Raw genomic sequence first — 20,099 nt, 5'->3', positions numbered from 1 at the left:
GTGGTGCTGAGGCGGAACCGGGCCTCGCGGACCTGGCGGTCCGGCTAGGCGGCGCCGGGGGCCGCCGGCCCCCGCTCCCACCGGCCCGGCAGGAGCAGGTCCTCCGGGTCCAGGGCGTTCACGTGGTACTTGCCGACCGCGCTGGTCAGCATCCGCAGTTCGAGGGCGAGGGCTTCGACGAGCCGGGTCAGGCCCGCCTCGCGGTCCTCGTCGACGGCGAGCAGCGCGGCCCGGCCGAGGCCGACGGCGCGGGCGCCGAGGGCGAGGGCCTTGACGGCCCGGGTGCCCTCCCACATGCGTCCGCTGGCGAGGAGGCAGTGATCGGTGCGGCCGACGCGGCGCAGGCAGTCGGCGAGCGGCAGGCCGACGTGGGCGAGGAAGCCGGTGGGGGCCCAGGCCGTGCCGCCCTCCGCGCCGTCGACGGTGACGGAGTCCGCGCCGGCCGCCCAGGCGGTGGCCGCGGCGTGGGCCACGTCGCGGCCGGGGTGCAGCTTCACCCACACGCGGGCGCGGGGGAAGTTGTTGCGCATGAGGCGGATCTGCTGGCGCAGGATCTCCTCGGTGAAGGTGCCGGGGCTGGCGACCCGGAGCACCCGGTCCCCGCCGGCGCCGAACACCTCGTCGAGGGAGTACTGCTCGGCGACCTGGCCCGCGGTCTCCCGGTCCAGGAGGGTGAGTCCGCCGAGGCCGGGCTTGGCGCCCTGCCCGACCTTGAGCTCGAAGGCGAGGCGGCCGGTGGCGAGCAGGGGCTCCGTGACCGGATCGCTGTAGACGAGGTTCCACACCTCGGCGTCGGCGTCCTCGGTGGACTGCTGGACGACGACGCCGCCGTGCTCGTCGTCGGCCGCCGCGGCGTAGGCGGCGATCCGGCCGAGGAGGGGGGAGGCGCCGGCCTCGTCCGCGCTGCGGTAGCCGTTGACGGGGACGACGTTCTCGCCGATGACCAGCGGGATGCCGAGGGCTCCGGCCTGGCGTCCGGCGGCCTCGCCGAGGTCGTGGCTGGCGGCCCGGGTGGATCCGAAGGCCGACACGTACAGGGGCAGTCGGCTGGTGAACCCGCCGACGACGGTGTCGAGTTCGACGTCGCTGTACAGGGGTTCGCGGGCGAGGTCGATGAGCTTCTTCAGCCGCTCGGGCATGAAGACGGGCGGCACGATCCGGATCCGCTCCAGCTCGTCGTCCGGGTCGTGCCCGCCCGGCCCGGCGGCCGGGCCGGGAGCGGCGGGGAGGCCGCGGGGGGCGGCGCCGAGCAGCCCGGTGCCGTAGTCCGCCTCGGCCGGGAAGACGGCTCCGGCGCCGTGCCGGGCGCGCCGGCGGACCTGTTCCTCGGGGAAGCCGTCCGCGACGAGTGCCGTGGTCACGCGGACACCACCCCGGGGAGCTTCGGGTAGGCGCTGGCCTGCCAGGCGGCCTGGCGGCCGGTGACGTAGCGGGTGAAGCGCTCCAGGCCGATGCCGAAGCCGGAGCTGGCGGGGATGCCGCGGCGGGCGAGGTCCAGGTACCAGCCGTACTTGGCGGGGTTCTCGCCGGTCTCCCGCATGCGGGTGACGAGGGTGGCGTAGTCGTGCTCCCGCTCGCTGCCGCTGGCGAGTTCGCCGTAGCCCTCGGGCGCGATGAGGTCGAAGTTCCGGAGCACGCCCGGCTGTTCGGCGTCCTCCTTGTCGTAGAAGCCGCGGGAGCCCTTGGGGTAGTCGGTGATGAAGAAGGGGCGGTCGGCGCGGGCGGAGACGATCTCCTCGGCCTGCCAGTCGATCTCGGCGGCGGGGTCCTGGGGGTGGCCGAGGCCGATCAGCTCGGCGGTGGCCGCCTGGTGGCCGACGCGTCCGAAGGCGCCCGCGAAGACCTCGCGGAGGGCGTCGGTGTCGCGGCCGAGCACGTCGAGCTCGGCCGGCATGCCGCTGAGGACCTCGGCCACGACGTGGCCGACGAGCTGCTCGGCCAGGTCCATCGCGTCCTCGCGGCGGGCGTCGCGGATCTCGACGTCGATCTGGTGGAACTCGGCGAGGTGCCGGTGTGTGACGGCCGTCTCCAGGGGCTCCAGCCGGACGTTGGGCGCGATGTAGAAGATCTTGTCGAAGGCGAGGAGCGAGGCCTGCTTGTAGAGGATCGCGCTCGTCATCAGCTTGTACTTGTGGCCGTAGAAGTCGACGTCCACCTGCTTGGAGCCCCGGATGCCGGGGTCGGTGACCGGGCCGATGACGGGCGGCAGCAGCTCCTGGAAGCCGCGGCCGGTCAGGAAGGCGCGGGTGGCGGCGAGCATGCGGCTCTGCACGCGCAGGGTGGCCCGGGTCAGCGGATCGGTGAGGTGCGCGTCGGGCGACGCCGGGAACGGCAGGAGCGCCTCGTCCACGGCCTCGGCGATGATGGCGGTCACGGTCATACCTCCTGGAGGAGTGGGACGTCGGCGGGGGTGGTGCCGGCGTCCTCGGTGCGGGTGTCGGGGTGGTCGTATCGGCGCTGGACGAAGGTCAGCGCGTCGTGCAGTCCGTTCGCGGTGAGCCGGGCGCTGCTGCGTCCGGCGACCCGCCCGATGGGCATGGCTCCGATGTGCGACCAGCTCAGGCGGCCTGCCGCGTCGATGTGGCTACGGGAGCGGCCGGCGTTGTCGGGGTGCAGGCAGTAGGGGACGTCCAGGTAGCCGCGCTCGAAGGCCTTCAGGAGCGCGCTGCCGGGGTCGGTGTGCAGGTCGAGGACGGCGTCGACGAGCGCGCGGGCCTCCGCGTACACGGGGTTGGCGGCCCCCTCGTGGTCCTCGGCGCCCGCGGTGGCGGCGGCGCGGCGGGCCGCCTCCGCGGCGATGCGCAGGGCCCGGACGTTCTCGGCGACCGTCGGGATGCGGTGGGCCTCGGCGGCGGTCTTCACGATGAGCCGCTGTGCCCCCGCGCGGACCGCGAGTTCGGCGGAGTCGGCGAGGAGGGCGTGGGCTCCGGGGGTGCTCCTCGGGTACACGCCCATGTAGGTGTAGACGACGACGTGCCAGTCGGTGTCCGGGAGGAGTTCGGCCGCGAGCCGCCGCAGTGCGCGGATCGCCTGCCGGTCCTGTTCGGGGCTGGTCTGCTGGGCGTAGCTGAGCGAGACGGAGCGAAGTCCGGCGCGGTGGAAGAAGACACCCTCCAGGGCGCTGAGGGCCACGAGCAGTCCCGGCGGGCAGAGCTGGCCGAGCATGCAGCCGCCGAAGCTCTCCAGGTGGGGTTCGGCCCCGTCGGCGCGCAGGGCGGCCAGCCGCTCGCAGGTCTCCCGCCAGTTGCGGACCGAGTCGACGAGCGGCGTGCGTCCGTACGGCAGGCAGTAGGAGACGGGGCCGCCCTCGGTCGCGGTGAGGCCGAGGCGGGCGAGTGCGGCGACGATCCGCTGCGGGCTCGCCGAGCCGTGCCGGACCTGCACGGGGAAGGTCTCGTCCGCGAGGCCGTCCAGGACCCACCGCGAGGTGCTCGGGCTGTACGAGGTGATCGGGTAGCCGTTGAGGGGGATGCCCTCGCCCAGGGCCCGGACGGCCGAGGGCTCGTCGCAGACCCGGGTGTAGCTGTCGATGGTGAGGGTGCCGGCGACGGCGTCCGTGGCGGCCTTGGTGGCCGCGAGCCCGGCCCTCATCCGGGCGGGCGCGGAGAAGCCCATGCGGGGCTGGACCACGAGGGCGCCCCTCGCGTGCGCCGCGGCCACGAAGCGGCCGAAGGAGGTCACCCTGCCACCCCTTCGAGGGAGGTGGCGGAGGCCACCGGGGCGGAACCGGAGGGGACGAGGCCGGCGGTCGCGGGGCCGTCCGCCAGGGGGGCGAACGGGCCGCGTTCCGCGTCGAGTCGGGCGACGAACGCCGCGAAGGCGCCGAGGCCCTCGTCCTCGCCCTGCTCCGGGCCGTCCTGGAACACCGCGTCGAAGCCGGCCTCGCGCAGCCGGCGGTCGTGCCCGGCGCGCTGCTCTGCGCCGAGGACGCCCAGCTTGCCGCCGATGACGGCCGGCAGGCCGGCGAGTTCCCAGCGCGAGCGGATCGCCCGGATGAGCTGTTCGGCGTCCTGGAAGCCGTGGCCGTTGACCGTGCTGACGACCAGCAGATCGGGCTGGTACTTGCCGCAGGACTCGACGATCTCGTCCTGGGGGACGCAGGGGCCCAGGTTGACGACGTGGTGTCCCAGGTCCTCGATCAGCAGCTGGATGAAAACGAGATTCCAGGTGTGCGCATCGGACGGCAGTCCGGTGACAACGACGTCCAGCGGCCCGGATCGCTCCCGGGACGCCCATTCCGCAGTCTGCATCATCACTTCGTCCACATCGTGGGGTGACAAGTGGGGGAAGGAGGTCCTGGATCGCTCGGAACGTCCCTTCGGCATCGATCGTAGGAACGCGGCACCCCGCCGACCGGCGCCCCGGGCGGCAGCCGGGCGGCAGTTGCCGGTGCCCTTCGCCGCCGCCCCTCCGGCCCGCCCTACAGTCGGGTTCCGCCGCTGCGCAGCCCCTTGGGCCGGAGCGGAACACGGGAGCACGCGCGTCCGAGAACCCTGAGGAGTGGATCCATGTCCCAGATCGCCCCCGCCGCGGAACTGGCCGCGGCCCTGCGCGACGTCATGACCGAGGCCGACCGTCACGAGCCCCTGGGCGAGGCCAAGTTCGCCGTACTGGAGGCGGCGGTGCAGCTGATCGACGCCGACCGGCCGGAGCTGGCCGACCAGCCCCGGCTCCGGACGGAGCTGCTGCGCGAGGCGCTCGGCTCGGTACGGGCGGCCGCGGTCGCCACCGGCATCGCCGTCACGCGCGCCGACGAGGTGTCGCGGGTCCTCGTGTAGGCCCCCGCCCGCGCGGCCGGCCGGAGGGCGCGGGCGGGGGCGGGCTGCCGCCGAACTGCCGCCCGGGCTGCCCGAACCGGCGGAGGCGGTCTCATAGCGTCGAGGCACCGGTGCGGCACCGGATCCCCGTTCCACGGAACCCACAGAGGTGAAGCCATGGCAACCAATCCGTTCGACGACGCCGACGGCCGTTTCGTCGTCCTGGCCAACGACGAGGGCCAGCACTCGCTGTGGCCCGCCCGGATCCGCCGCCCGGAGGGCTGGCAGCTGGTCCGCGAAGAGGGCGGCAAGCAGGAGTGCGCCGACTACATCGAGGCCAACTGGACGGATCTGCGGCCCCGTTCGGTCGTCGACGCGATGGGCGGCTGACGTCCGCCACGCACCCGCGGGGGCGGCGTCGGTACCGGGTTCCACGAACCCGGTACCGACGCCGCCCCCGTCCCGTTCCCGGGCCCGAGGGGCCGGGCCCGGACGAGCGCCGTCGGCCTGAGGTCTCACTCCTCGCCGACGACGCACCACTCCAGTACGGCCATGGCGGCGGTCATCTTGTGGTGGGCCTGCCGCCAGGCGAGGCTGCGCTCGCCGTCGAGGACCTCGTCGGTGACCTCCTGGCCGCGGACGGCCGGCAGGTCGTGCAGGAAGACGGTGTCCGGGCCGCTGTACCGCTCGAAGAACGCGCGGTCGATGGCGAACCCCTCGAACGCGTCGAGCCAGTTCGGGTCCGCCTTGGGTACGCCCATGGTCTGCCAGCGGCTCGTGTAGACCGCGTCGACGGGGCCGTCGACCTCCGCCGGGTCGGTGATCCGGCGCACCTGGTGGCTGCCGCCGCTCAGTTCGTCGACGAGGTCCATGGTGCTCTTGGGCACCTCGTATCCCTCCGGGCTCAGCAGGGTGATCCGCAGTCCGGGGGTCAGCGCGCCGGCGAGGGCGAGGGCGGCGCCGGAGCTGTTGCCCTCGCCGACGACGAGGACGTGGAGGCCGTCGAGCCTTCCGAAGTGCTCCGCCAGCGTGGTCAGGTCGGCGATCGCCTGGGTCGGATGCTCGTCGAGGCTGAGGGCGTTCACCACGGCGAGGTCGGGGCTGCCGCCGAGGCGTCGCATCTCCGCGACGTCCCCGTTGGTGCGGACGACGAGGGCGTCGAGGTACTGGCCGAGGACCCGGCTGGTGTCCTCCACGGTCTCCCCGGTGGTCAGCTGGAGTTCGTCGGGGCCGAAGGTGATGACGTCGGCGCCGAGCCGGGTGGCGCCGCTCCAGAACGAGGTCCTGGTCCGGGTGGACGACTTGCGGAAGTAGACGCCGACCTGCCGTCCGGCGAGCGGCCGGTCGTCGACGCGGCCGGTGCCGAACTCGACGGCGCGGGCGACGATACGGGCGAGCTGCTCGGGCTTCAGATCGGCGAGCGAGATCAGGTTGCGCATGGCGGACGGACCTTTCCAGGACGGTGAGGACGAGAAGGAGGAGGGAGGAAGGCGAGGGGCGGGAGGAGGGAACGGGGCGGGGCGGACGCCGGCCGGTCAGGAGGAGACGAGGGCGGTCGCCGGTACGAGGGAGGCGGCGCGCTCGGCGGCGAGCTGCCGCACCAGGTGGAGCACCCCGAACCGCGGGGCGCCGTCCTCCTCGCCGGGCAGGCGCCGCACCAGGCCGCGGAGCATCAGCGCGTGGACGTCGCGCACCACGCCCGCCGGGGTCGCGGACAGGCCGGCCGCGGCCTCGTCGGCGCTCCAGCCGTCGGGCAGCAGGCTCAGGTCGCCGAGCAGGGCGGCGGGCCCGTCGTCGAGCCGGGCCACGGCGTCCGCGAGCAGCGCGGCCAATCCCTCGCCGGCCGCGTCGCCGCCGGGGTCCGCGGCGGTCACGTCGTCGACGACGTCGAGGGGCGCGGTCCGCGCGATCCGCAGCAGTTCCGCGGGCGAACGCAGCAGCAGCCAGGAGGCGGCCGCCTCCATCGCCCGCGGCACCCCGTCGAGGGCCCGGCTGATCCGGGCCACCGTGCGCACCAGCGAGTCGCCGGGCATCAGGTCGGGGCGCATGTGGGCGACGTACGACAGCATGAGTTCGACGGCCGGCTGCCCGGCGGTCAGGGAGCCGCCCGGCGCGCCGGTCCCCCCGGCGGACGCCCCGGGCTCCGGGTCGGGCACGGGCAGCGGGCCGAGCGGCAGCATCCGGTTGCCCGGGGTGCGGTGCGGCTCGCGCGTGGTGATCAGCACCGTGAGGCGCTCGCAGACGTGCAGCAGTTCCAGGAGCTGGGGCGATATGTGGGGGCCGGTGTCGTGGCCGTCGAGGACCAGCAGGGTGTCCCGGCCGCGTATCACGGAGGCGAGTTCGTCGAGGCCCCGGCCGCCGAGGGCCAGGGAGCGGGCCCAGCCCGTCAGGGCGGAGCGCGGGCTGCGGGTCCCCGCGGGCCCGGCGGGCGGCGTCCCGGTCCCGGCCATGTCGACCCAGACGACCGGGGTCCGGTCGCGGCCGTGGAGCAGCAGGGCGGCCTCCTGGGCCAGCCGGGTCTTGCCGATGCCGGCCAGACCCACGACGCTGACGAGCCGCTCGTGCTCGGTGGCCAGCAGACCGGTCAGGGCGCGGAGTTCCTCGGCGCGGCCGACGAGTCTGCGCAGCGGCTTGGGCGGTGGGGCGAGCTCGGCGCCGTACGCCTCCCGCATGACCGTGCCGGCCTCGGCCCCTTCGACGGCCAGCTCCAGGGCGGCCCGGCGGGCGTCGCTCAGCCGCATGGCCCCGGCGAGCAGCCGGAGCGTCTCGCGGCGCGGGTGGCGCACGCGTCCCTGCTCCAGGTCCCGGATGGCCCGCACGCTGACGGTCGACAGGCCGGCCAGCTGCTCCTGGGTGATGCCGGCCCACTGCCGTGCCGCCCGCAGCTGCTCGGCGAGTCCGTCCGGCGATGCCTGTTCGGTCATGACCAGTCTCCTTGCTGCATGGGGGGTCCTCGGTCGCGAGGGCCGTGCAGGAGTCGGCCTCGTGGTTCCCACGGTCCGGGAACCGCTTACCGATCGCGTACCGCCTCGTTCCCGGGGGTCGCGGGAACGGGCTAGGATCCGCAAAACCCGGCGCCGAGGGCGTGGCCGGAAGACCTGGGGGGTGCTCGCGGCGATGACCGGTGCCGAGGAGCAAGCGCTGAGATTCAACGTGCTGGGGCCCCTGGAGGGCTGGGCCGGCGGTTCGCGTCTGAGGCTGGGGGGCCTCATCCAGGAACGCGTGCTGGGCACGCTGCTCCTGGAGCCGGGACGGGTGCTGACGATCGGCCGGCTGGTCGAGTCGGCCTGGGCCGAGGACCCGCCGGCGACGGCCTCGCACCAGGTCCGGAAGGCGGTCGCCGACCTCCGCCGGCGCATCCCCTCGGGCAGCGAGGTCATCGTCACCGACGGTCCCGGCTACCGGGTGGTCCTGGCCCCGGAGCAGCTCGACCTGACGGAGTTCGGATTTCTTGTGAGATCCGCTCGGGACGCGCCGGGCGAGGGCCGGGCGGTCGACGCCGTGGCGGATCTGCGCCGGGCTCTCGGCCTGTGGCGCGGTCCGATCCTGTCGGGCGCGGGCGGCCCGGTGATCGAGGCGGCGGCCACGGCGCTGGAGGAGCGCAGGCTCGCCGCCGCGGAGCAGCTCTTCGAGCTCCGTCTCGGGCTCGGCGAGACGGCGGAACTCGTCGTCGACCTCCGGGACCTGGTGCAGGCGCACCCCCTGCACGAGTCGCTGCGCGCCCAGTTGATGCTGGCCCTGTACCGCTCGGGCCGGCAGGCAGAGGCGCTGGAGGAGTACGGCCGGGTCCGGGAACTCCTGGTGGAGGAGCTGGGCGTCGATCCCGGCCCCCGGCTGACCAAGGTGTACGAGGGGATCCTGCGCGACAGTCCGGAGCTGGCCGCCCCCGCTCCCCCGCCGGCCGCGGCCCCGGCCGTCTTAGCGGAGGCGGTGCCCGCCGAGGCCCCCTGCACCCTGCCGTACGACCTGGCGGACTTCACGGGCCGCGGCGACGAGCTGCGGGAGCTGCTCGACTCGGCCGGCCGGGACTGCGCCCGGCACTCCCGGATCGTGGCCCTGGACGGCATGGGCGGCAGCGGCAAGACCTCGCTGGCCGTGCACGCGGCGCACTCGCTGGCCTCCGAGTTCCCCGACGGCCAGCTCTACATCGACCTGCGCGGCTACACCCCCGGCGAGCAGCCGGTGACCGCCGGCGGGGCGCTCGACAGCCTGCTGCGCGCCCTGGGCGTGCCGGGCTCGCGCATCCCCGAGGACCTCGCGGGCCGTACGGCCCTGTGGCGGTCGACCGTCACGGGGAAGCGGCTGCTGCTCCTCCTCGACAACGCGGCCGACGCCGACGGGGTGCGCCCGCTGCTGCCGACCACGCCGGGCTGCCTGGTCCTCGTCACCAGCCGGGCCCGGCTGGTGGACCTGGACTCGGCGCAGTGGATCTCGATCGACGTGATGTCGCCGGCGGAGTGCGCGGCGCTGATGGCGGAGACGCTGGGCGAGCAGCGGTACGCGGCGGAGCCGGAGGCGGCCGCCGAGCTGGCGCGGTTGTGCGGCCGGCTGCCCCTGGCGCTGCGGATCGCCACCGCCCGGCTGCGCAACAGACCCCGCTGGACGCTGCGTTACCTGGCGGACCGGCTGCGGGACGAGACGCGGCGGCTGGACGAGCTGAGTTCGGGGCAGCGCAGTGTCGCCGCCACCCTGCGCCTGTCGTACCAGGCCCTGGAGCAGGACTGCCGGACCGCGTTCCGCAGTCTGGCGCTGCACCCCGGGGGCGACCTCGACGTGTACGCGGCGGCCGCCCTCCTGGAGACCGATCCGGCCGACGCGGAGGACATCCTCGAACTCCTCCTGGACGTCCACCTGCTGAAGCAGCCGGAGATCGGCCTGTACACCTTCCACGACCTGGTGCGGAGCTTCGCGCAGAGCCTCAGGTCGCCGGCGACGGAGGTGGACGACTCCGCGTCGGCGCGCCGGCTGCTCGACTACTACCTGGCGGCGACGGAGTCGGCCTGCCGGGTGATGTTCCCGGGCAGGCGCCGCATCCCGACCGGGGTGGCGGAGGTGGAGGACGCGGACGCGTGGCTGCCGCGGCTGCCACGGCTGGCGGACGGCGGGCGGGCCGAGCAGTGGTTCGCCCGGGAGCAGGGGTCCCTGCTGGGGGTGGTGGGCCTGGCCGACCGGCTCGGCCACGACCGTCACACCGTGTTCCTGAGCCGCAATCTGGCCTTCCAGCTCAGTGCCCGGGGCCAGTTGGAGGAGTTCCGCTCGATGGGGCTCCTCGCGGTGGCCGCCGCGCGCCGGCTCGGGGAACTGCCACTGCTGGGGGTGAGCCTGTCCAATCTGGGCGTCGCGTGCTGGAAGCTGGGACGCTTCGCGGAGGGCATCGAGGTCGCCACGGAGGGCCGGGACGTCGCCGAACGGCTCGGGGACGTCCAGACGCTGGCCCACAGCGAGGGCGCGCTGGGCCAGCTGAACAGTCTGCTGGGCCGGTTCCCGCAGGCGCTGTCCCATCTGGAGAAGTCGATCGCGCACCAGCACGAGCTGGGCGCCAGCCGGGCGGAGGCGGAGAGCCTCACCCTGCTCAGCACCCTGTACGAGCAGTGGGGGCGGCACGAGGAGGCGGCGTCCGCGGCCCGCCGGGCGATCGCGCTCTGCGACGAACTCGGCCAGCACGAGAACAAGTTGGTGGCCTTCACGGACCTCGCCTTCGCACACGCCTGCCTCGGTGACGACGAGGCCGCCGACACGTGCCTCGCGCGGGCACGGGCCCTGTCGACCGAGAACAGCGATCCGGGGCAGGTGGCCCTGGCCCTGGCGCTCCTCGCGGAGGTCGCCCAGCGCCTCGGCCGGGACGAGCAGGCGGTCCAGTACGCGGACCGGGCCATCGAAACCATCGGGCCAAACGTTTCTCCACTGCGCCGGGCCAAGGTCGAGAACACCGTCGGCCGGTATCTGTACAAGCGCAAGGAGTACGTGGCCGCGCTCGGCCTGCACGAGAGCGCCCACGAGGTGGCGCACTCCCTCGACTTCCGCATCGAGATGGCCTACGCCCTGTCCGGCATGGCCCGCGCCCAGGCCGCCCTCGGCCTCGCGGACGAGGCGGGGCGCAACGAGCGGGCGGCGGAGGAGCTGTTCGGCGAGATGGGCGTCCCGGCGGAGCGCCGCCGCGGCTGACGCGCCGGGCCGGCCGGGAGCCGTCCGGGCACGGCCGCCGCGGCCGCCGCACCGAGCGGGGATCAGACGGCGAGCAGACCCTGACCGATGACGGTCGGCCCCTGGTCGTCGGTCGCACCGTCCTGGACGACCCCGGGCTTCACGACCGTCGGACCCTGGTCATCGGACGCACCCGCCTGAACGACACCCGGCTTCACCACCGTCGGACCCTGGTCGTCCGACGCACCCGCCTGGACGACCCCGCCCTTGCCGATCACCGTCGGGCCCTGGTCGTCGGCCTGGATCTGCACGCCGGCCGGCCGGCTCTGCTGGTGACCCGCCTCCACCGTGACCCCGAGCCCGAGGGCGAGGGCGGCGGCGGCGACGATCCCGGCGAGTCCAGTCGACCTGCGTCCCATGGCCTATCCCCTTTACGTGGTTTCTGCGGTTCTGCTTCCCGACACCACGTACTCTCCGGCGACCCGTTCCCGGACCGTTCCCGAGCCGATACCGCCCGCCGGTACGGCAGGGGAACGCACCCGGGAACCGCCAGGTCGGCCCGGGTGCGGCCACGCCGCCGAGGACTCCTCAGCCCGTCGTCCCGGCCCCCGGCTCACGCGCGAAGACGGTCGCGCCGCCGCCCAGCCGGCAACTGACCACCCGCGGCCCCCGCTCGGTGAGGACCACGGTGGTCCGGACCCGCCCCGAGCCGATGTCCGCGAGGTCGAGCAGCGCGCGCACGGTCGCGCGCAGTGCGGCGACCTCCTGCTCGCCCGGCCCCGCACGGTCGGGCGGGGACTGGCCGGGACCGCTGAGCGCCCTGATGTCCACCACGGTGTGCATGCTGTTGTCGCTGACGGTCTCGACGGTGAACTCGGGCCCGTCCCAGGGCCCCTCTCCGTCCGTACGGGCATCGGGCAGACCCGTGCGCTCGCCCTCGACCGACCGCTCGATGGCGGACAGCTCCTGAAGGATGTGGCGCAGCCCCTCGGCCACGTCGATCCGGTCCGGGGGATGTTTCATCGAAAGACTCCTCCTGCAGAGAACCACTCCGCCAGAGTCGAGCGCCCCGATACCGTTCTCCTCCCGCTCCGGTCCCGTCGTACGGACCGGCCGCGGGGGACGGCTCAGCCGTTGACCGGCAGCACGTCCGGGGAGAGGGCTCCCGCGCGCGCCGCGGCCGAGGTCATCCGGCGCCGGTGGTGGCGCCGGCACAGCACCTCGTAGCCGATCTCCTCGGCGGGCCGGTTCACGTCGCCGACGACGACCTGCTCGCCCTCGACGACCATCGCGCCGCCGACGGTGCGGGCGTTGTGCGTGGCGCGGGCCCCGCACCAGCAGAGCGCCTCGACCTGGAGCTGCTCGATGCGGTCCGCCAGCTCGATGAGCCGCTGCGAGCCGGGGAAGAGCCGGGTCCGGAAGTCGGTGGTGATGCCGAAGGCGAAGACGTCGAGTTCGAGGTCGTCGACGACCCGGGCGAGCTGGTCGATCTGCTCCGGGGCGAGGAACTGGGCCTCGTCGACGATCACGTAGTCGGCCTTGCCGCCCTGGGACAGCTGGGTGACGAGGTACGCGTACAGGTCCATGCCCTGCGGCGCCTCCACCGCCTCCGTCACCAGGCCGAGGCGGGAGGAGAGCTTGCCCTCGCCCGCCCGGTCGTCACGGGTGAAGATCACGCCCTGGAGCCCTCGCGCGTCGCGGTTGTGGGCGATCTGGAGTGCCAGGGTGCTCTTCCCGCAGTCCATGGTTCCGGAGAAGAAGACCAGCTCGGGCATGACGGGGCGGGGACCTTTCGGGGCGTGGAGGGGGGGTGGGCGTCCGGGGTTCCGGAGGGTCAGGAGCGGACTTCCAGGAGGGGGACGAGCTGCTCCGCGGGGGTCATGGACCCGTGCATGCCGACCATGGCCGACTCGTGGGGCTCGTTCACGGACGCGGTGATGGCCACGTCGTCGTGGGCCGCGGCGACGACGTCGCCGATCCGCCCGTACACGCGCTCGTCGATCTCGTCGCCGAACCAGCCGAGGGAGATCGCCTCGTCGCGGCTCGCGACCCAGAACTGCTCCCCGATCACCTCGCGCCAGCAGGTGAGGACGTCCGCCTCGGCGCCTGCGACCGCGTAGACGTGCCGGGCCCGGCCCTCACCGCCGAGGAGCGCGACGCCCGCGCGGAGCTCCCAGTCCTCGTCGAAGTCGATGCGGTGCTGCTCGTCGAAGGGGATGTCGACCATGCCGTGGTCGGCCGTGACGTACAGCGCCGAGCGGGGCGGCAGCTGCTCGGCGAGCCGCTGCACGAGCCGGTCGACGAACATCAGCTGGCCGCGCCAGGCGTCGGAGTCGATGCCGAAGCGGTGTCCGGCGCCGTCGAGTTCGCTGTAGTACGTGTAGACCAGCGAGCGGTCGCCGGCGGCGAGCTGCTCGGCGGCGAAGTCCATGCGCTCCTCGCCGGAGAGCCGCCCGTGGAACGTTCCGCCGCTGAGCGCGACCTTGGTGAGCGGGGTCTGCTCGAAGATCGGGGAGGACACCTGCGCGGTGTGGACCCCGGCCTCGTGCGCGAGCCGGAAGACGGTGGGATAGGGCTGCCACACGTGCGGGGCGGTCCACGGCTTCCACCGGAGCTGGTTCATCAGCTCGCCGGTGCCGGGATCGCGGACGGTGTAGCCGGGCAGCCCGTGGGTGCCGGGGTAGCGGCCGGTGCCGACGGAGGCGAGCGAGGTGGCCGTGGTCGCGGGAAAGCCCGCGGTCACCGGGCGGCCGGTGCCCCCGCGGGAGGAGCCGAGGAGCGAGGTCAGATAGGGGGCCTCGTCCGGGTGGGCCTTGATCTGCTCCCAGCCGAGCCCGTCGATCAGGAAGACGCAGTTCCGGTCGGCCGGGGAGAGCTCGGAGATCCGGGCGTCGAAGCCGGGCACGCCCTGACCGGCGACGAGCGTCGGCAGGACGTCGCCGAGCGAGCCGAAGGTGTACTCGGGGACCGGCGCGGTCTCCGGGGCCAGCGGAACCGGGTCGTCGGGCCAGCCGTGGGTCGCGGCGGTCGGCTGCACCATCAGCGGGTCGGGGCGGCGGTGGCCGCGATGGCTTCGGACAGGGCCTGGGCGAAGACGAGGGTCTGCCGGACGGTGTCCGGGCCGTCGCCGGCCTCGCTGACCCGGAGGCTGAGGTCGTCGGCGGTGGCGTTGCCCGTGTAGCCGTGGTCGGCGTCGCAGTTGGAGTCGCCGCAGGCGGCCGGCTCCAGGTCGATGCGGGAGACGGCGCCCCAGCCGATGGTGAGGACGACCTCGCGGGGCAGCGTGCCCGGGGTGTACGACTCCGGGTTGGCGACGACGCGGCTGACGACGACCGAGGAGATCCGGTCGAGCTTCACGGACTCGGTGGACGTCGTGGCGTAAGGCGTCGGGGAGCTGCTGTCGGCGGCCTGCTCGTCGGTGTGGCTGACGATGAAGCGGTGCGGCGTCAGGACGAGGACGGTGACGTGGCGCCGGACCTCGTTGGCGTCGAAGGTGGTCTCCTGGTGCACGACGTACGACGCGACGGCCTCGCCGCCGACGGCGGCCTCCACCGCCTCGGCCACGAGGGCCGGGTAGTAGCCGCTGCGCTCGATCGCCGCGCGCAGCCCCTGGGTCGTCGTACCGGTCTTCGCCATGGACTCCATCCTACGGGGCTGCGGGCCCCCCTCAGGCCCTTCAGTAGCTCGGCAGGCTGCGCGGGCCGAGGTCGGTGCGGGGCGGCGGCGGGGCCAGCCGGACGGTGGCGCCGAGGACGGACAGTCCGCGGGGCGCCACGACCACCGGTTCCAGGGAGACGGCGACCACCTCCGGGTGGTCGTCGACCAGCCGCGACACCCGGAGCAGGACCTCTTCGAGGGCGGGGGTGTCGACGGGGGCGGAGCCGCGCCAGCCGAAGAGCAGCGGCGCGGTGCGGAGGGAGCGGACCAGGTCGGCGACGTCCCGGTCGGTGGCCGGCACCAGCCGGTGGGCCGTGTCGCCGAGCAGTTCGGACGCCGCCCCGGACAGGCCGAAGGAGAGGACGGCGCCGACCGCGGGGTCGATGGCGGAGCGGACGACGGTGTCGACGCCGCGGGGCACCATCGCCTGGACGACCGGCAGCAGCTCCTCCGGCTTGCCCAGGACCTCCGTCAGCTCGGCGTAGGCCGTGCGGAGCTGCCCCTCGGACGCCAGATCGAGCCGTACGCCCCCGAGGTCGGGGCGGTGGCGGAGGTGGGGCGCGGTCGTCTTCAGGGCCACCGGGTAGCCGAGCCGGGCGGCGGCCGCGACGGCCGCGTCGGGGGTGGGCGCGGGCAGGGTGGGGCGGACGGTGATCCCGTACCGCCCGAGCAGCTCCCCCGCCTGGGCGGTGTCGAGGGTCACACCGCGGGGATCGGCGTCCTCGCCGCCGAGCACCCGCCCGATGAGCGCCGCCGCCCCCGCCTCGTCGATGTCCTCGTACTCGGGCACCCGCCCGGGATCGACGGCCTGCCGCCGCCACTCCCCGTACCGCACGGCCTCGGCCAGCGCCCGCACCGCCCGCTCGGCGGCGGGATAGGAGGGGATGGCGGCGGGCGGGACGGCGGCGGAGGCGGAATCGGTCGCGGGAGCCGGGGCGGGGGCCGCGCCGGGGTGGCCGGGGGCCGGCGGTCGGGGGGACGCGGCCGCGCCGGTCGGCGCTCCGGGGGCCGCCGTCGCGCTCGGGACGGGCCCCGGGGCGCCGGCGTCGTGACCGGGCGGCACGCCGCGGTCGTGTCCGGCCGGGAGGCCAGGACCGGATCGGGCCGGACCGGATCCGGCCGGTCCGGACCCGTCCGGGATGCCGGGGCTCGCACCGTCCCGGACGCCGGGGCTCGCACCGGTCGGGGCGCCGTGACCGGACGTTCCGTGACCGGCTTCTCCCGGCGTCCCCGGGGCCGCCCCCGCCGGGGTTCCGGTGCCCGGCGCGGCCGGCCGGGGCGTCGGGTCCGTGCCGCCGGTGCGGCCCGGGGCCGTCGGGCGGGTGCTCGTGGCGACGGCGAGGGCCTCCGCGAGGCCGCCCATCTCGACGTGCACGACGACGACCGGCTTGGTGGGGGCCTGGGCGGAGGCCACGGCCTCGCGGAGGGCGGCCGCGAGGACCTCGCCGTCGCCGAACTCGGTGGCGCCGTTCTCGCCGACCCACGGGATCGCGGTCACGACGACCGCGTCGGAGGTCTCGTCCGCGAGCGCCGCGGCCAGCGCGTCCCGGAAGTCCGCGGGCTCCGCGGCCGTGGTCAGGTCGAGCGGCCGGAGCGGACGCAGCCCCTCCGTGAGGCAGGCGTCGTAGGTGAGCAGCCCGAGGGACTCGGAGTTGCCGAGGATCGCCACGCGGGGTCCGTCGGGCAGCGGCTGGGCGGCGAGCAGCAGGCCCGCGTCCACCAGCTCGGTGACGGTGTCGACGCGGATCACGCCGGCCTGGCGGAGCAGCGCGGAGACGGTGGCGTGCGGGATGCGGGTGACGGGCACGCGGTGACCGGGGGGCGCGCTGCCGCTGTGCCGGGCGCCCTTGACGACGACGACCGGTTTGACGGCGGCGGTGCGGCGCGCGAGGCGGGTGAACTTCCGGGGGTTGCCGATCGACTCCAGGTAGAGGAGGACGACGTCGGTCCCGGGGTCGTCGTACCAGTGCTGGAGGAAGTCGTTGCCGGAGACGTCGGCCCGGTTGCCCGCCGAGATGAAGGAGGACAGCCCGGCGCCCCGCCGGTGCAGCCCGGCGAGGAGGGCGATGCCGATCGCGCCGGACTGGGTGAAGAGCCCGATCCGCCCGGCGGCCGGCGTCTGCGGGGCGAGGGAGGCGTTGAGGCGGACGTCGGCGGCCGTGTTGATGATGCCGAAGGCGTTGGGGCCGATGATCCGCATGCCGTACGAGCGGGCCTGCCGCACCAGCTCGCGCTGCCGCTCACGGCCCGCGGGACCGCTCTCGGCGTAGCCGGCGGAGAGGACGACCAGCCCCTGGACGCCGTGTTCGCCGCAGTCCGCGACGACCTCCGGCACCCGTTCGGCGGGAACGGCGACGATCGCGAGGTCGACCGGCTCGCCGATGGCGGCGACGGAGGGGTGGGCGGGGACGCCGTCGAACTCCACGGCCCCGCCGCCCTCGCCGAGGGCGGCGTTGACCGCGTACACGCGTCCGGTGAACCCGGCCCCGAGGAGGTTGCGCAGGACGGTCCGGCCGACGCCGCCCGGGGCGCGCCCGGCGCCGACGACCGCGACGGACCGGGGCGTGAGGAGTCGCTGCACGGAGCGGGCCTCGGCCCGCTGCTCCCGGGCGCGCTGCACGGCGAGGGAGCGGTCGGTGGGCTCCAGGTCGAGGTGGAGCCGTACGGAGCCGTCCTCGAAGCTGCGCTTCTGGGTGTAGCCCGCGTCCGTGAACACCTTGATCATCTTGGTGTTGGCGGGGAGCACCTCGGCGGCGAAGCGCCGGATGTCCCGTTCCCGGGCGACCGCCGCGATGTGTTCGAGCAGGGCGGAGGCGACGCCGCGTCCCTGGTGCGCGTCCTGGACGAGGAAGGCGACCTCGGCCTCGTCGGCGGGGAGGGAGGCGGGCATGCCGCGGTCGTCGATGCGGTCGTAGCGCACCGTGGCGATGAACTCGCCGCCGACGGTCGCCGCCAGGCCCACCCGGTCCACGAAGTCGTGGTGGGTGAAGCGGTGCACGTCCTTGGCGGAGAGCCGGGGGTAGGGGGCGAAGAAGCGGTAGTACTTCGACTCGTCCGAGACCTGCTCGTAGAAGCTGACGAGGCGGTCGGCGTCGTCGGCCGTGATCGGCCGGATGCGCGCGGTGCCGCCGTCGCGGAGCACCACGTCCGCCTCCCAGTGGTCGGGGTAGTCGTGCTCCGGCGGCTGGTCCGACGCGCTCTGCATGGGGTCAGCCTACGGCCGCGGATCGGCGGTGGCACGGGTCGCGCCCCGGTGGCGGCACGGACCGCGACACGGCGGCGGCATCGCTCGCGCGGCGGGGGTCGGCCGTGCAAGGTAGGGAGCACGCCCCGTAGGGCGGGGAGGGCCGAAGGGCGGTCCGATCCGGGCCGAAGGTCGGCGCGAGCACGGAGCATCCCGTGAGAGACTGGTCTAGACAACCCGCTTGAGACTTGAAGGGCAACACCATGGCTGAGCGCCGCGTCAACGTCGGCTGGGCCGAGGGCCTGCACGCCCGCCCCGCGTCCATCTTCGTCCGTGCCGCCACGGCTTCCGGCGTTCCGGTGACGATCGCCAAGTCGGACGGCACCCCCGTCAACGCCGCCTCCATGCTCGCGGTGCTCGGCCTGGGCGCGCAGGGCGGCGAGGAGATCGTCCTCGCCTCGGAGGCCGACGGCGCCGAGGCCGCTCTGGACCGTCTGGCGAAGCTGGTCGCCGAGGGCCTGGACGAGCTTCCCGAGACCGTCTGATCCGGGTCGACACCCACCGCACGGCGAAAAGGCCGTGACCGCCGGAATTCCGGCGGTCACGGCCTTTTCTGATTTCTCCCGCGGCCTTTTCGGGCAGCGCGGAGCGACGGCCTCGAATTCCTATTCCATGTATACGATGCGCGCGTTAATTCCGGGAACCCGCCGTGTTGACTGCATGTTGCGAAACCCTCACACGGCCGCCGGCCGGTTTCCTGAGGCGGTGCAGCGGCTGCGTGCGCTCGGCGTGCAGCGCGGTCAGCGTCCTGGCCCGCTCGGCGTCGCCGCGCGCCACGGCGTCCACGATCGCCCCGTGCTCGGCCCAGGCGTCCACCGGCCGCTCGGGCTGCTCGACCGCGTACATCCAGGCGATCTTGTGCCGCAGCTGGGTCAGCAGGGCCGTCAGGGCCGGACTGCCGGAGGCCTGGGCCAGCGTCTCGTGGAACCAGCCCCCGAGTGAACGCAGATCCTCGCCCTGCCCCCGCCTGGCCCGCTCCTGCCCCAGCCTGACCAGGCCGCGCAGCACCTTGAGATGCGCCTCCGTGCGCCGCTGGGCGGCACGGGCGGCCCCCAGCGGTTCGAGCAGCGCCCGCATGTCGAGCAGATCGGCGGCCTCCTGCTCGGTGGGCTCCGCGACCTGCGCCCCGGCGTGCCGGCGGGTGACCACGAAGCCCTCGGACTCCAGGGTCCGCAGGGCCTCGCGGACCGGAACCCGGGAGACCCCGTACCGGCGGGCGAGCTGGTCCTCGGTCAGCCGGGCGCCCGGCTCGAAGACGCCCGTGACGATGTCGTCCCGGATCGCCGTGCATACCGAGTGCGCGGGAATGCGCATGTCCGACCTCCGCCTTGGTCCGCGCGAGTCAATTAACCGGCGCCTGTTCTGCGCCCGATCTGCGACTCTATTGCAGCGCGCCGGAATTTCCGATGCCCCGGCGGAATATCGATGTGCCGCGCGCGACGAAAAGCCCCGGCTCTGTACGAGCCGGGGCTTTTGCGATGCGGTGGGGGCGGCGCGAGGAGCCGCCCGGGGCGTCGGGTCAGACGTTGACGCCGCGGGCGCGCAGATACGCGACCGGGTTGACGTCGGAGCCGTACTCGGCGGTCGTCCGCGCCTCGAAGTGGAGGTGGGGTCCGGTCGAGTTGCCGGTGGAGCCCGAGATGCCGATCCGCTCACCGGGCTCGACGGTCTGGCCGACGTAGACCCCGATGGAGGACAGGTGACCGTACTGGGTGTACGTGCCGTCGTTCATCCGGATGACGATGTTGTTGCCGTACGCGCCGCCCCAGCCGGCCTCGACGACGGTGCCGGAGCCGACGGAGACCACGGTGCTGCCGTAGGCGGCGTGGAAGTCGACGCCGGAGTGGCTGCCGGAGGACCAGAGCGAGCCGCCGGTCTTGTAGCCGGTGGACACGTACGAGCCGTCGACGGGGAGCTGGAAGGAGGCCAGGCGGCGGCGCTCGGCCTCGCGGGCGGCGCGCTGCTCGGCCTCGCGGATCTCCTTGGCGCGGGCCTCGGCCTTGCGCTTCGCCTCGGCCTCGGCCTTGGCCTTGGCGGCGATCTCGTAGGCCTCCCGCTCCTGGGCGGCGGCCTGGGCGTCGATCCGCTCGGCGAGGTCGTCCTCGGTGATCACCTTGGTGAGGCCGGTGTCCTCGAGGGAGCGGTCGTCCGTGTCGGCGGCGAGCGCCGGGGAGGCCAGGGTGCCGATGACGCCGGCGGTGGCGAGGGTCGCCGCGCCGGCGATGCCCGCGCCGCGGCGCGCCATCCGGCTCGGAGCACGATGCTTCCCGGTGGCACGGGTGAACGCCATGTAGGGG

18 protein-coding genes are annotated in these 20,099 nt (G+C 74.4%); 4 read left to right on the top strand and 14 right to left on the bottom strand.

The features are described from left to right. Positions 1-44 precede the first annotated feature (44 nt). From ACF09E_RS32360 to ACF09E_RS32345, 4 genes are read right to left on the bottom strand one after another with little or no spacing between them, the layout of a single operon-like run. A complete protein-coding gene (locus ACF09E_RS32360; RefSeq protein ID WP_392209365.1) occupies positions 45-1,361 on the bottom strand; it encodes a glutamate synthase-related protein in 1,317 nt (438 codons plus the stop codon). Beyond that, the gene (locus ACF09E_RS32355) at positions 1,358-2,380 is read right to left on the bottom strand and encodes an asparagine synthetase A (RefSeq protein ID WP_392209363.1); all 1,023 of its coding nucleotides are present in this window, start codon (positions 2,378-2,380) and stop codon (positions 1,358-1,360) included. Before ACF09E_RS32355 ends, ACF09E_RS32360 begins: the two co-directional genes overlap by 4 nt. Next, on the bottom strand, positions 2,377-3,681 hold the full coding sequence (locus ACF09E_RS32350) for a methylaspartate mutase (RefSeq protein WP_392209361.1): 1,305 nt from the start codon (positions 3,679-3,681) through the stop codon (positions 2,377-2,379). The genes ACF09E_RS32355 and ACF09E_RS32350 overlap by 4 nt, the downstream gene beginning before the upstream one ends. Continuing rightward, positions 3,678-4,253, bottom strand: a complete 576-nt coding sequence (locus ACF09E_RS32345) for a cobalamin B12-binding domain-containing protein (protein ID WP_392209359.1) — start codon at positions 4,251-4,253, stop codon at positions 3,678-3,680. Before ACF09E_RS32345 ends, ACF09E_RS32350 begins: the two co-directional genes overlap by 4 nt. A gap of 255 nt (positions 4,254-4,508) precedes the next feature. Here ACF09E_RS32345 and ACF09E_RS32340 point away from each other — a divergent pair, with 255 nt between their 5' ends. Both ACF09E_RS32340 and ACF09E_RS32335 read left to right on the top strand, forming a co-directional pair. Then, on the top strand, positions 4,509-4,778 hold the full coding sequence (locus ACF09E_RS32340) for a hypothetical protein (protein WP_392209357.1): 270 nt from the start codon (positions 4,509-4,511) through the stop codon (positions 4,776-4,778). A gap of 156 nt (positions 4,779-4,934) precedes the next feature. Further along, a complete protein-coding gene (locus ACF09E_RS32335) occupies positions 4,935-5,147 on the top strand; it encodes an MbtH family protein (protein WP_392209355.1) in 213 nt (70 codons plus the stop codon). A 125-nt stretch (positions 5,148-5,272) separates the two neighbouring features. On the opposite strand, the gene ACF09E_RS32330 is transcribed toward ACF09E_RS32335, so the two are convergent. After that, the gene (locus ACF09E_RS32330) at positions 5,273-6,196 is read right to left on the bottom strand and encodes an ornithine carbamoyltransferase (protein WP_392209353.1); all 924 of its coding nucleotides are present in this window, start codon (positions 6,194-6,196) and stop codon (positions 5,273-5,275) included. Positions 6,197-6,292: 96 nt separating this feature from the next. After that, positions 6,293-7,681, bottom strand: a complete 1,389-nt coding sequence (locus tag ACF09E_RS32325) for a helix-turn-helix domain-containing protein (protein ID WP_392209351.1) — start codon at positions 7,679-7,681, stop codon at positions 6,293-6,295. Positions 7,682-7,874: 193 nt separating this feature from the next. Here ACF09E_RS32325 and ACF09E_RS32320 point away from each other — a divergent pair, with 193 nt between their 5' ends. Next, the gene (locus ACF09E_RS32320; protein ID WP_392209349.1) at positions 7,875-10,922 is read left to right on the top strand and encodes a BTAD domain-containing putative transcriptional regulator; all 3,048 of its coding nucleotides are present in this window, start codon (positions 7,875-7,877) and stop codon (positions 10,920-10,922) included. 62 nt (positions 10,923-10,984) lie between these two features. Here the strand turns inward: ACF09E_RS32320 and ACF09E_RS32315 are convergent, their stop codons facing one another. From ACF09E_RS32315 to ACF09E_RS32290, 6 genes are all read right to left on the bottom strand, one after another. Next, the gene (locus ACF09E_RS32315) at positions 10,985-11,320 is read right to left on the bottom strand and encodes a hypothetical protein (protein ID WP_392209347.1); all 336 of its coding nucleotides are present in this window, start codon (positions 11,318-11,320) and stop codon (positions 10,985-10,987) included. A gap of 169 nt (positions 11,321-11,489) precedes the next feature. After that, complete coding sequence (locus ACF09E_RS32310; protein ID WP_392209345.1) at positions 11,490-11,924, bottom strand: hypothetical protein; 435 nt, start codon at positions 11,922-11,924, stop codon at positions 11,490-11,492. Positions 11,925-12,028: 104 nt separating this feature from the next. Continuing rightward, on the bottom strand, positions 12,029-12,676 hold the full coding sequence (locus ACF09E_RS32305) for a thymidine kinase (RefSeq protein ID WP_148006500.1): 648 nt from the start codon (positions 12,674-12,676) through the stop codon (positions 12,029-12,031). Between the two features lie 59 nt (positions 12,677-12,735). Continuing rightward, a complete protein-coding gene (locus ACF09E_RS32300; protein ID WP_392209343.1) occupies positions 12,736-13,941 on the bottom strand; it encodes an alkaline phosphatase family protein in 1,206 nt (401 codons plus the stop codon). After that, the gene (locus ACF09E_RS32295; protein ID WP_361858623.1) at positions 13,941-14,537 is read right to left on the bottom strand and encodes a DUF5998 family protein; all 597 of its coding nucleotides are present in this window, start codon (positions 14,535-14,537) and stop codon (positions 13,941-13,943) included. Before ACF09E_RS32295 ends, ACF09E_RS32300 begins: the two co-directional genes overlap by 1 nt. A 40-nt stretch (positions 14,538-14,577) precedes the next feature. Continuing rightward, positions 14,578-17,763, bottom strand: coding sequence for a GNAT family N-acetyltransferase (locus ACF09E_RS32290; RefSeq protein ID WP_392209341.1), 3,186 nt, complete (start codon positions 17,761-17,763; stop codon positions 14,578-14,580). Positions 17,764-18,005: 242 nt separating this feature from the next. Between ACF09E_RS32290 and ACF09E_RS32285 the strand changes: the two genes are divergently transcribed. Then, positions 18,006-18,287 carry an HPr family phosphocarrier protein gene (locus ACF09E_RS32285; RefSeq protein WP_015036698.1) on the top strand — a complete coding sequence of 94 codons (282 nt, stop codon included), beginning with the start codon at positions 18,006-18,008 and terminating at the stop codon, positions 18,285-18,287. Positions 18,288-18,432: 145 nt separating this feature from the next. On the opposite strand, the gene ACF09E_RS32280 is transcribed toward ACF09E_RS32285, so the two are convergent. Both ACF09E_RS32280 and ACF09E_RS32275 read right to left on the bottom strand, forming a co-directional pair. Continuing rightward, complete coding sequence (locus ACF09E_RS32280) at positions 18,433-19,116, bottom strand: GntR family transcriptional regulator (protein ID WP_392209339.1); 684 nt, start codon at positions 19,114-19,116, stop codon at positions 18,433-18,435. Positions 19,117-19,321: 205 nt separating this feature from the next. Beyond that, entirely contained in the window at positions 19,322-20,092 is a 771-nt protein-coding gene (locus tag ACF09E_RS32275; RefSeq protein ID WP_392209337.1) for a M23 family metallopeptidase, read from the bottom strand. Between the last annotated feature and the right edge of the window lie 7 nt (positions 20,093-20,099).

Source organism: Streptomyces sp. NPDC014891, from assembly GCF_043081085.1.
Taxonomy (GTDB): Bacteria; Actinomycetota; Actinomycetes; order Streptomycetales; family Streptomycetaceae; genus Streptomyces.
The sequence above is the reverse complement of the archived record's forward strand: the minus strand, read 5'-3'. Positions and strand labels throughout refer to the sequence as shown.

What these genes read in the sequence shown, in the direction of transcription:
- ACF09E_RS32340 (WP_392209357.1), top strand. Translation starts at nt 4,509, where the DNA reads ATGTCCCAGATCGCCCCCGCCGCGGAACTGGCCGCGGCCCTGCGCGAC.
- ACF09E_RS32355 (WP_392209363.1), bottom strand. Translation starts at nt 2,380, where the DNA reads ATGACCGTGACCGCCATCATCGCCGAGGCCGTGGACGAGGCGCTCCTG.
- ACF09E_RS32300 (WP_392209343.1), bottom strand. Translation starts at nt 13,941, where the DNA reads ATGGTGCAGCCGACCGCCGCGACCCACGGCTGGCCCGACGACCCGGTT.
- ACF09E_RS32305 (WP_148006500.1), bottom strand. Translation starts at nt 12,676, where the DNA reads ATGCCCGAGCTGGTCTTCTTCTCCGGAACCATGGACTGCGGGAAGAGC.
- ACF09E_RS32295 (WP_361858623.1), bottom strand. Translation starts at nt 14,537, where the DNA reads ATGGCGAAGACCGGTACGACGACCCAGGGGCTGCGCGCGGCGATCGAG.
- ACF09E_RS32320 (WP_392209349.1), top strand. Translation starts at nt 7,875, where the DNA reads ATGACCGGTGCCGAGGAGCAAGCGCTGAGATTCAACGTGCTGGGGCCC.
- ACF09E_RS32285 (WP_015036698.1), top strand. Translation starts at nt 18,006, where the DNA reads ATGGCTGAGCGCCGCGTCAACGTCGGCTGGGCCGAGGGCCTGCACGCC.
- ACF09E_RS32275 (WP_392209337.1), bottom strand. Translation starts at nt 20,092, where the DNA reads ATGGCGTTCACCCGTGCCACCGGGAAGCATCGTGCTCCGAGCCGGATG.
- ACF09E_RS32345 (WP_392209359.1), bottom strand. Translation starts at nt 4,253, where the DNA reads ATGATGCAGACTGCGGAATGGGCGTCCCGGGAGCGATCCGGGCCGCTG.
- ACF09E_RS32330 (WP_392209353.1), bottom strand. Translation starts at nt 6,196, where the DNA reads ATGCGCAACCTGATCTCGCTCGCCGATCTGAAGCCCGAGCAGCTCGCC.
- ACF09E_RS32315 (WP_392209347.1), bottom strand. Translation starts at nt 11,320, where the DNA reads ATGGGACGCAGGTCGACTGGACTCGCCGGGATCGTCGCCGCCGCCGCC.
- ACF09E_RS32280 (WP_392209339.1), bottom strand. Translation starts at nt 19,116, where the DNA reads ATGCGCATTCCCGCGCACTCGGTATGCACGGCGATCCGGGACGACATC.
- ACF09E_RS32290 (WP_392209341.1), bottom strand. Translation starts at nt 17,763, where the DNA reads ATGCAGAGCGCGTCGGACCAGCCGCCGGAGCACGACTACCCCGACCAC.
- ACF09E_RS32310 (WP_392209345.1), bottom strand. Translation starts at nt 11,924, where the DNA reads ATGAAACATCCCCCGGACCGGATCGACGTGGCCGAGGGGCTGCGCCAC.
- ACF09E_RS32335 (WP_392209355.1), top strand. Translation starts at nt 4,935, where the DNA reads ATGGCAACCAATCCGTTCGACGACGCCGACGGCCGTTTCGTCGTCCTG.
- ACF09E_RS32325 (WP_392209351.1), bottom strand. Translation starts at nt 7,681, where the DNA reads ATGACCGAACAGGCATCGCCGGACGGACTCGCCGAGCAGCTGCGGGCG.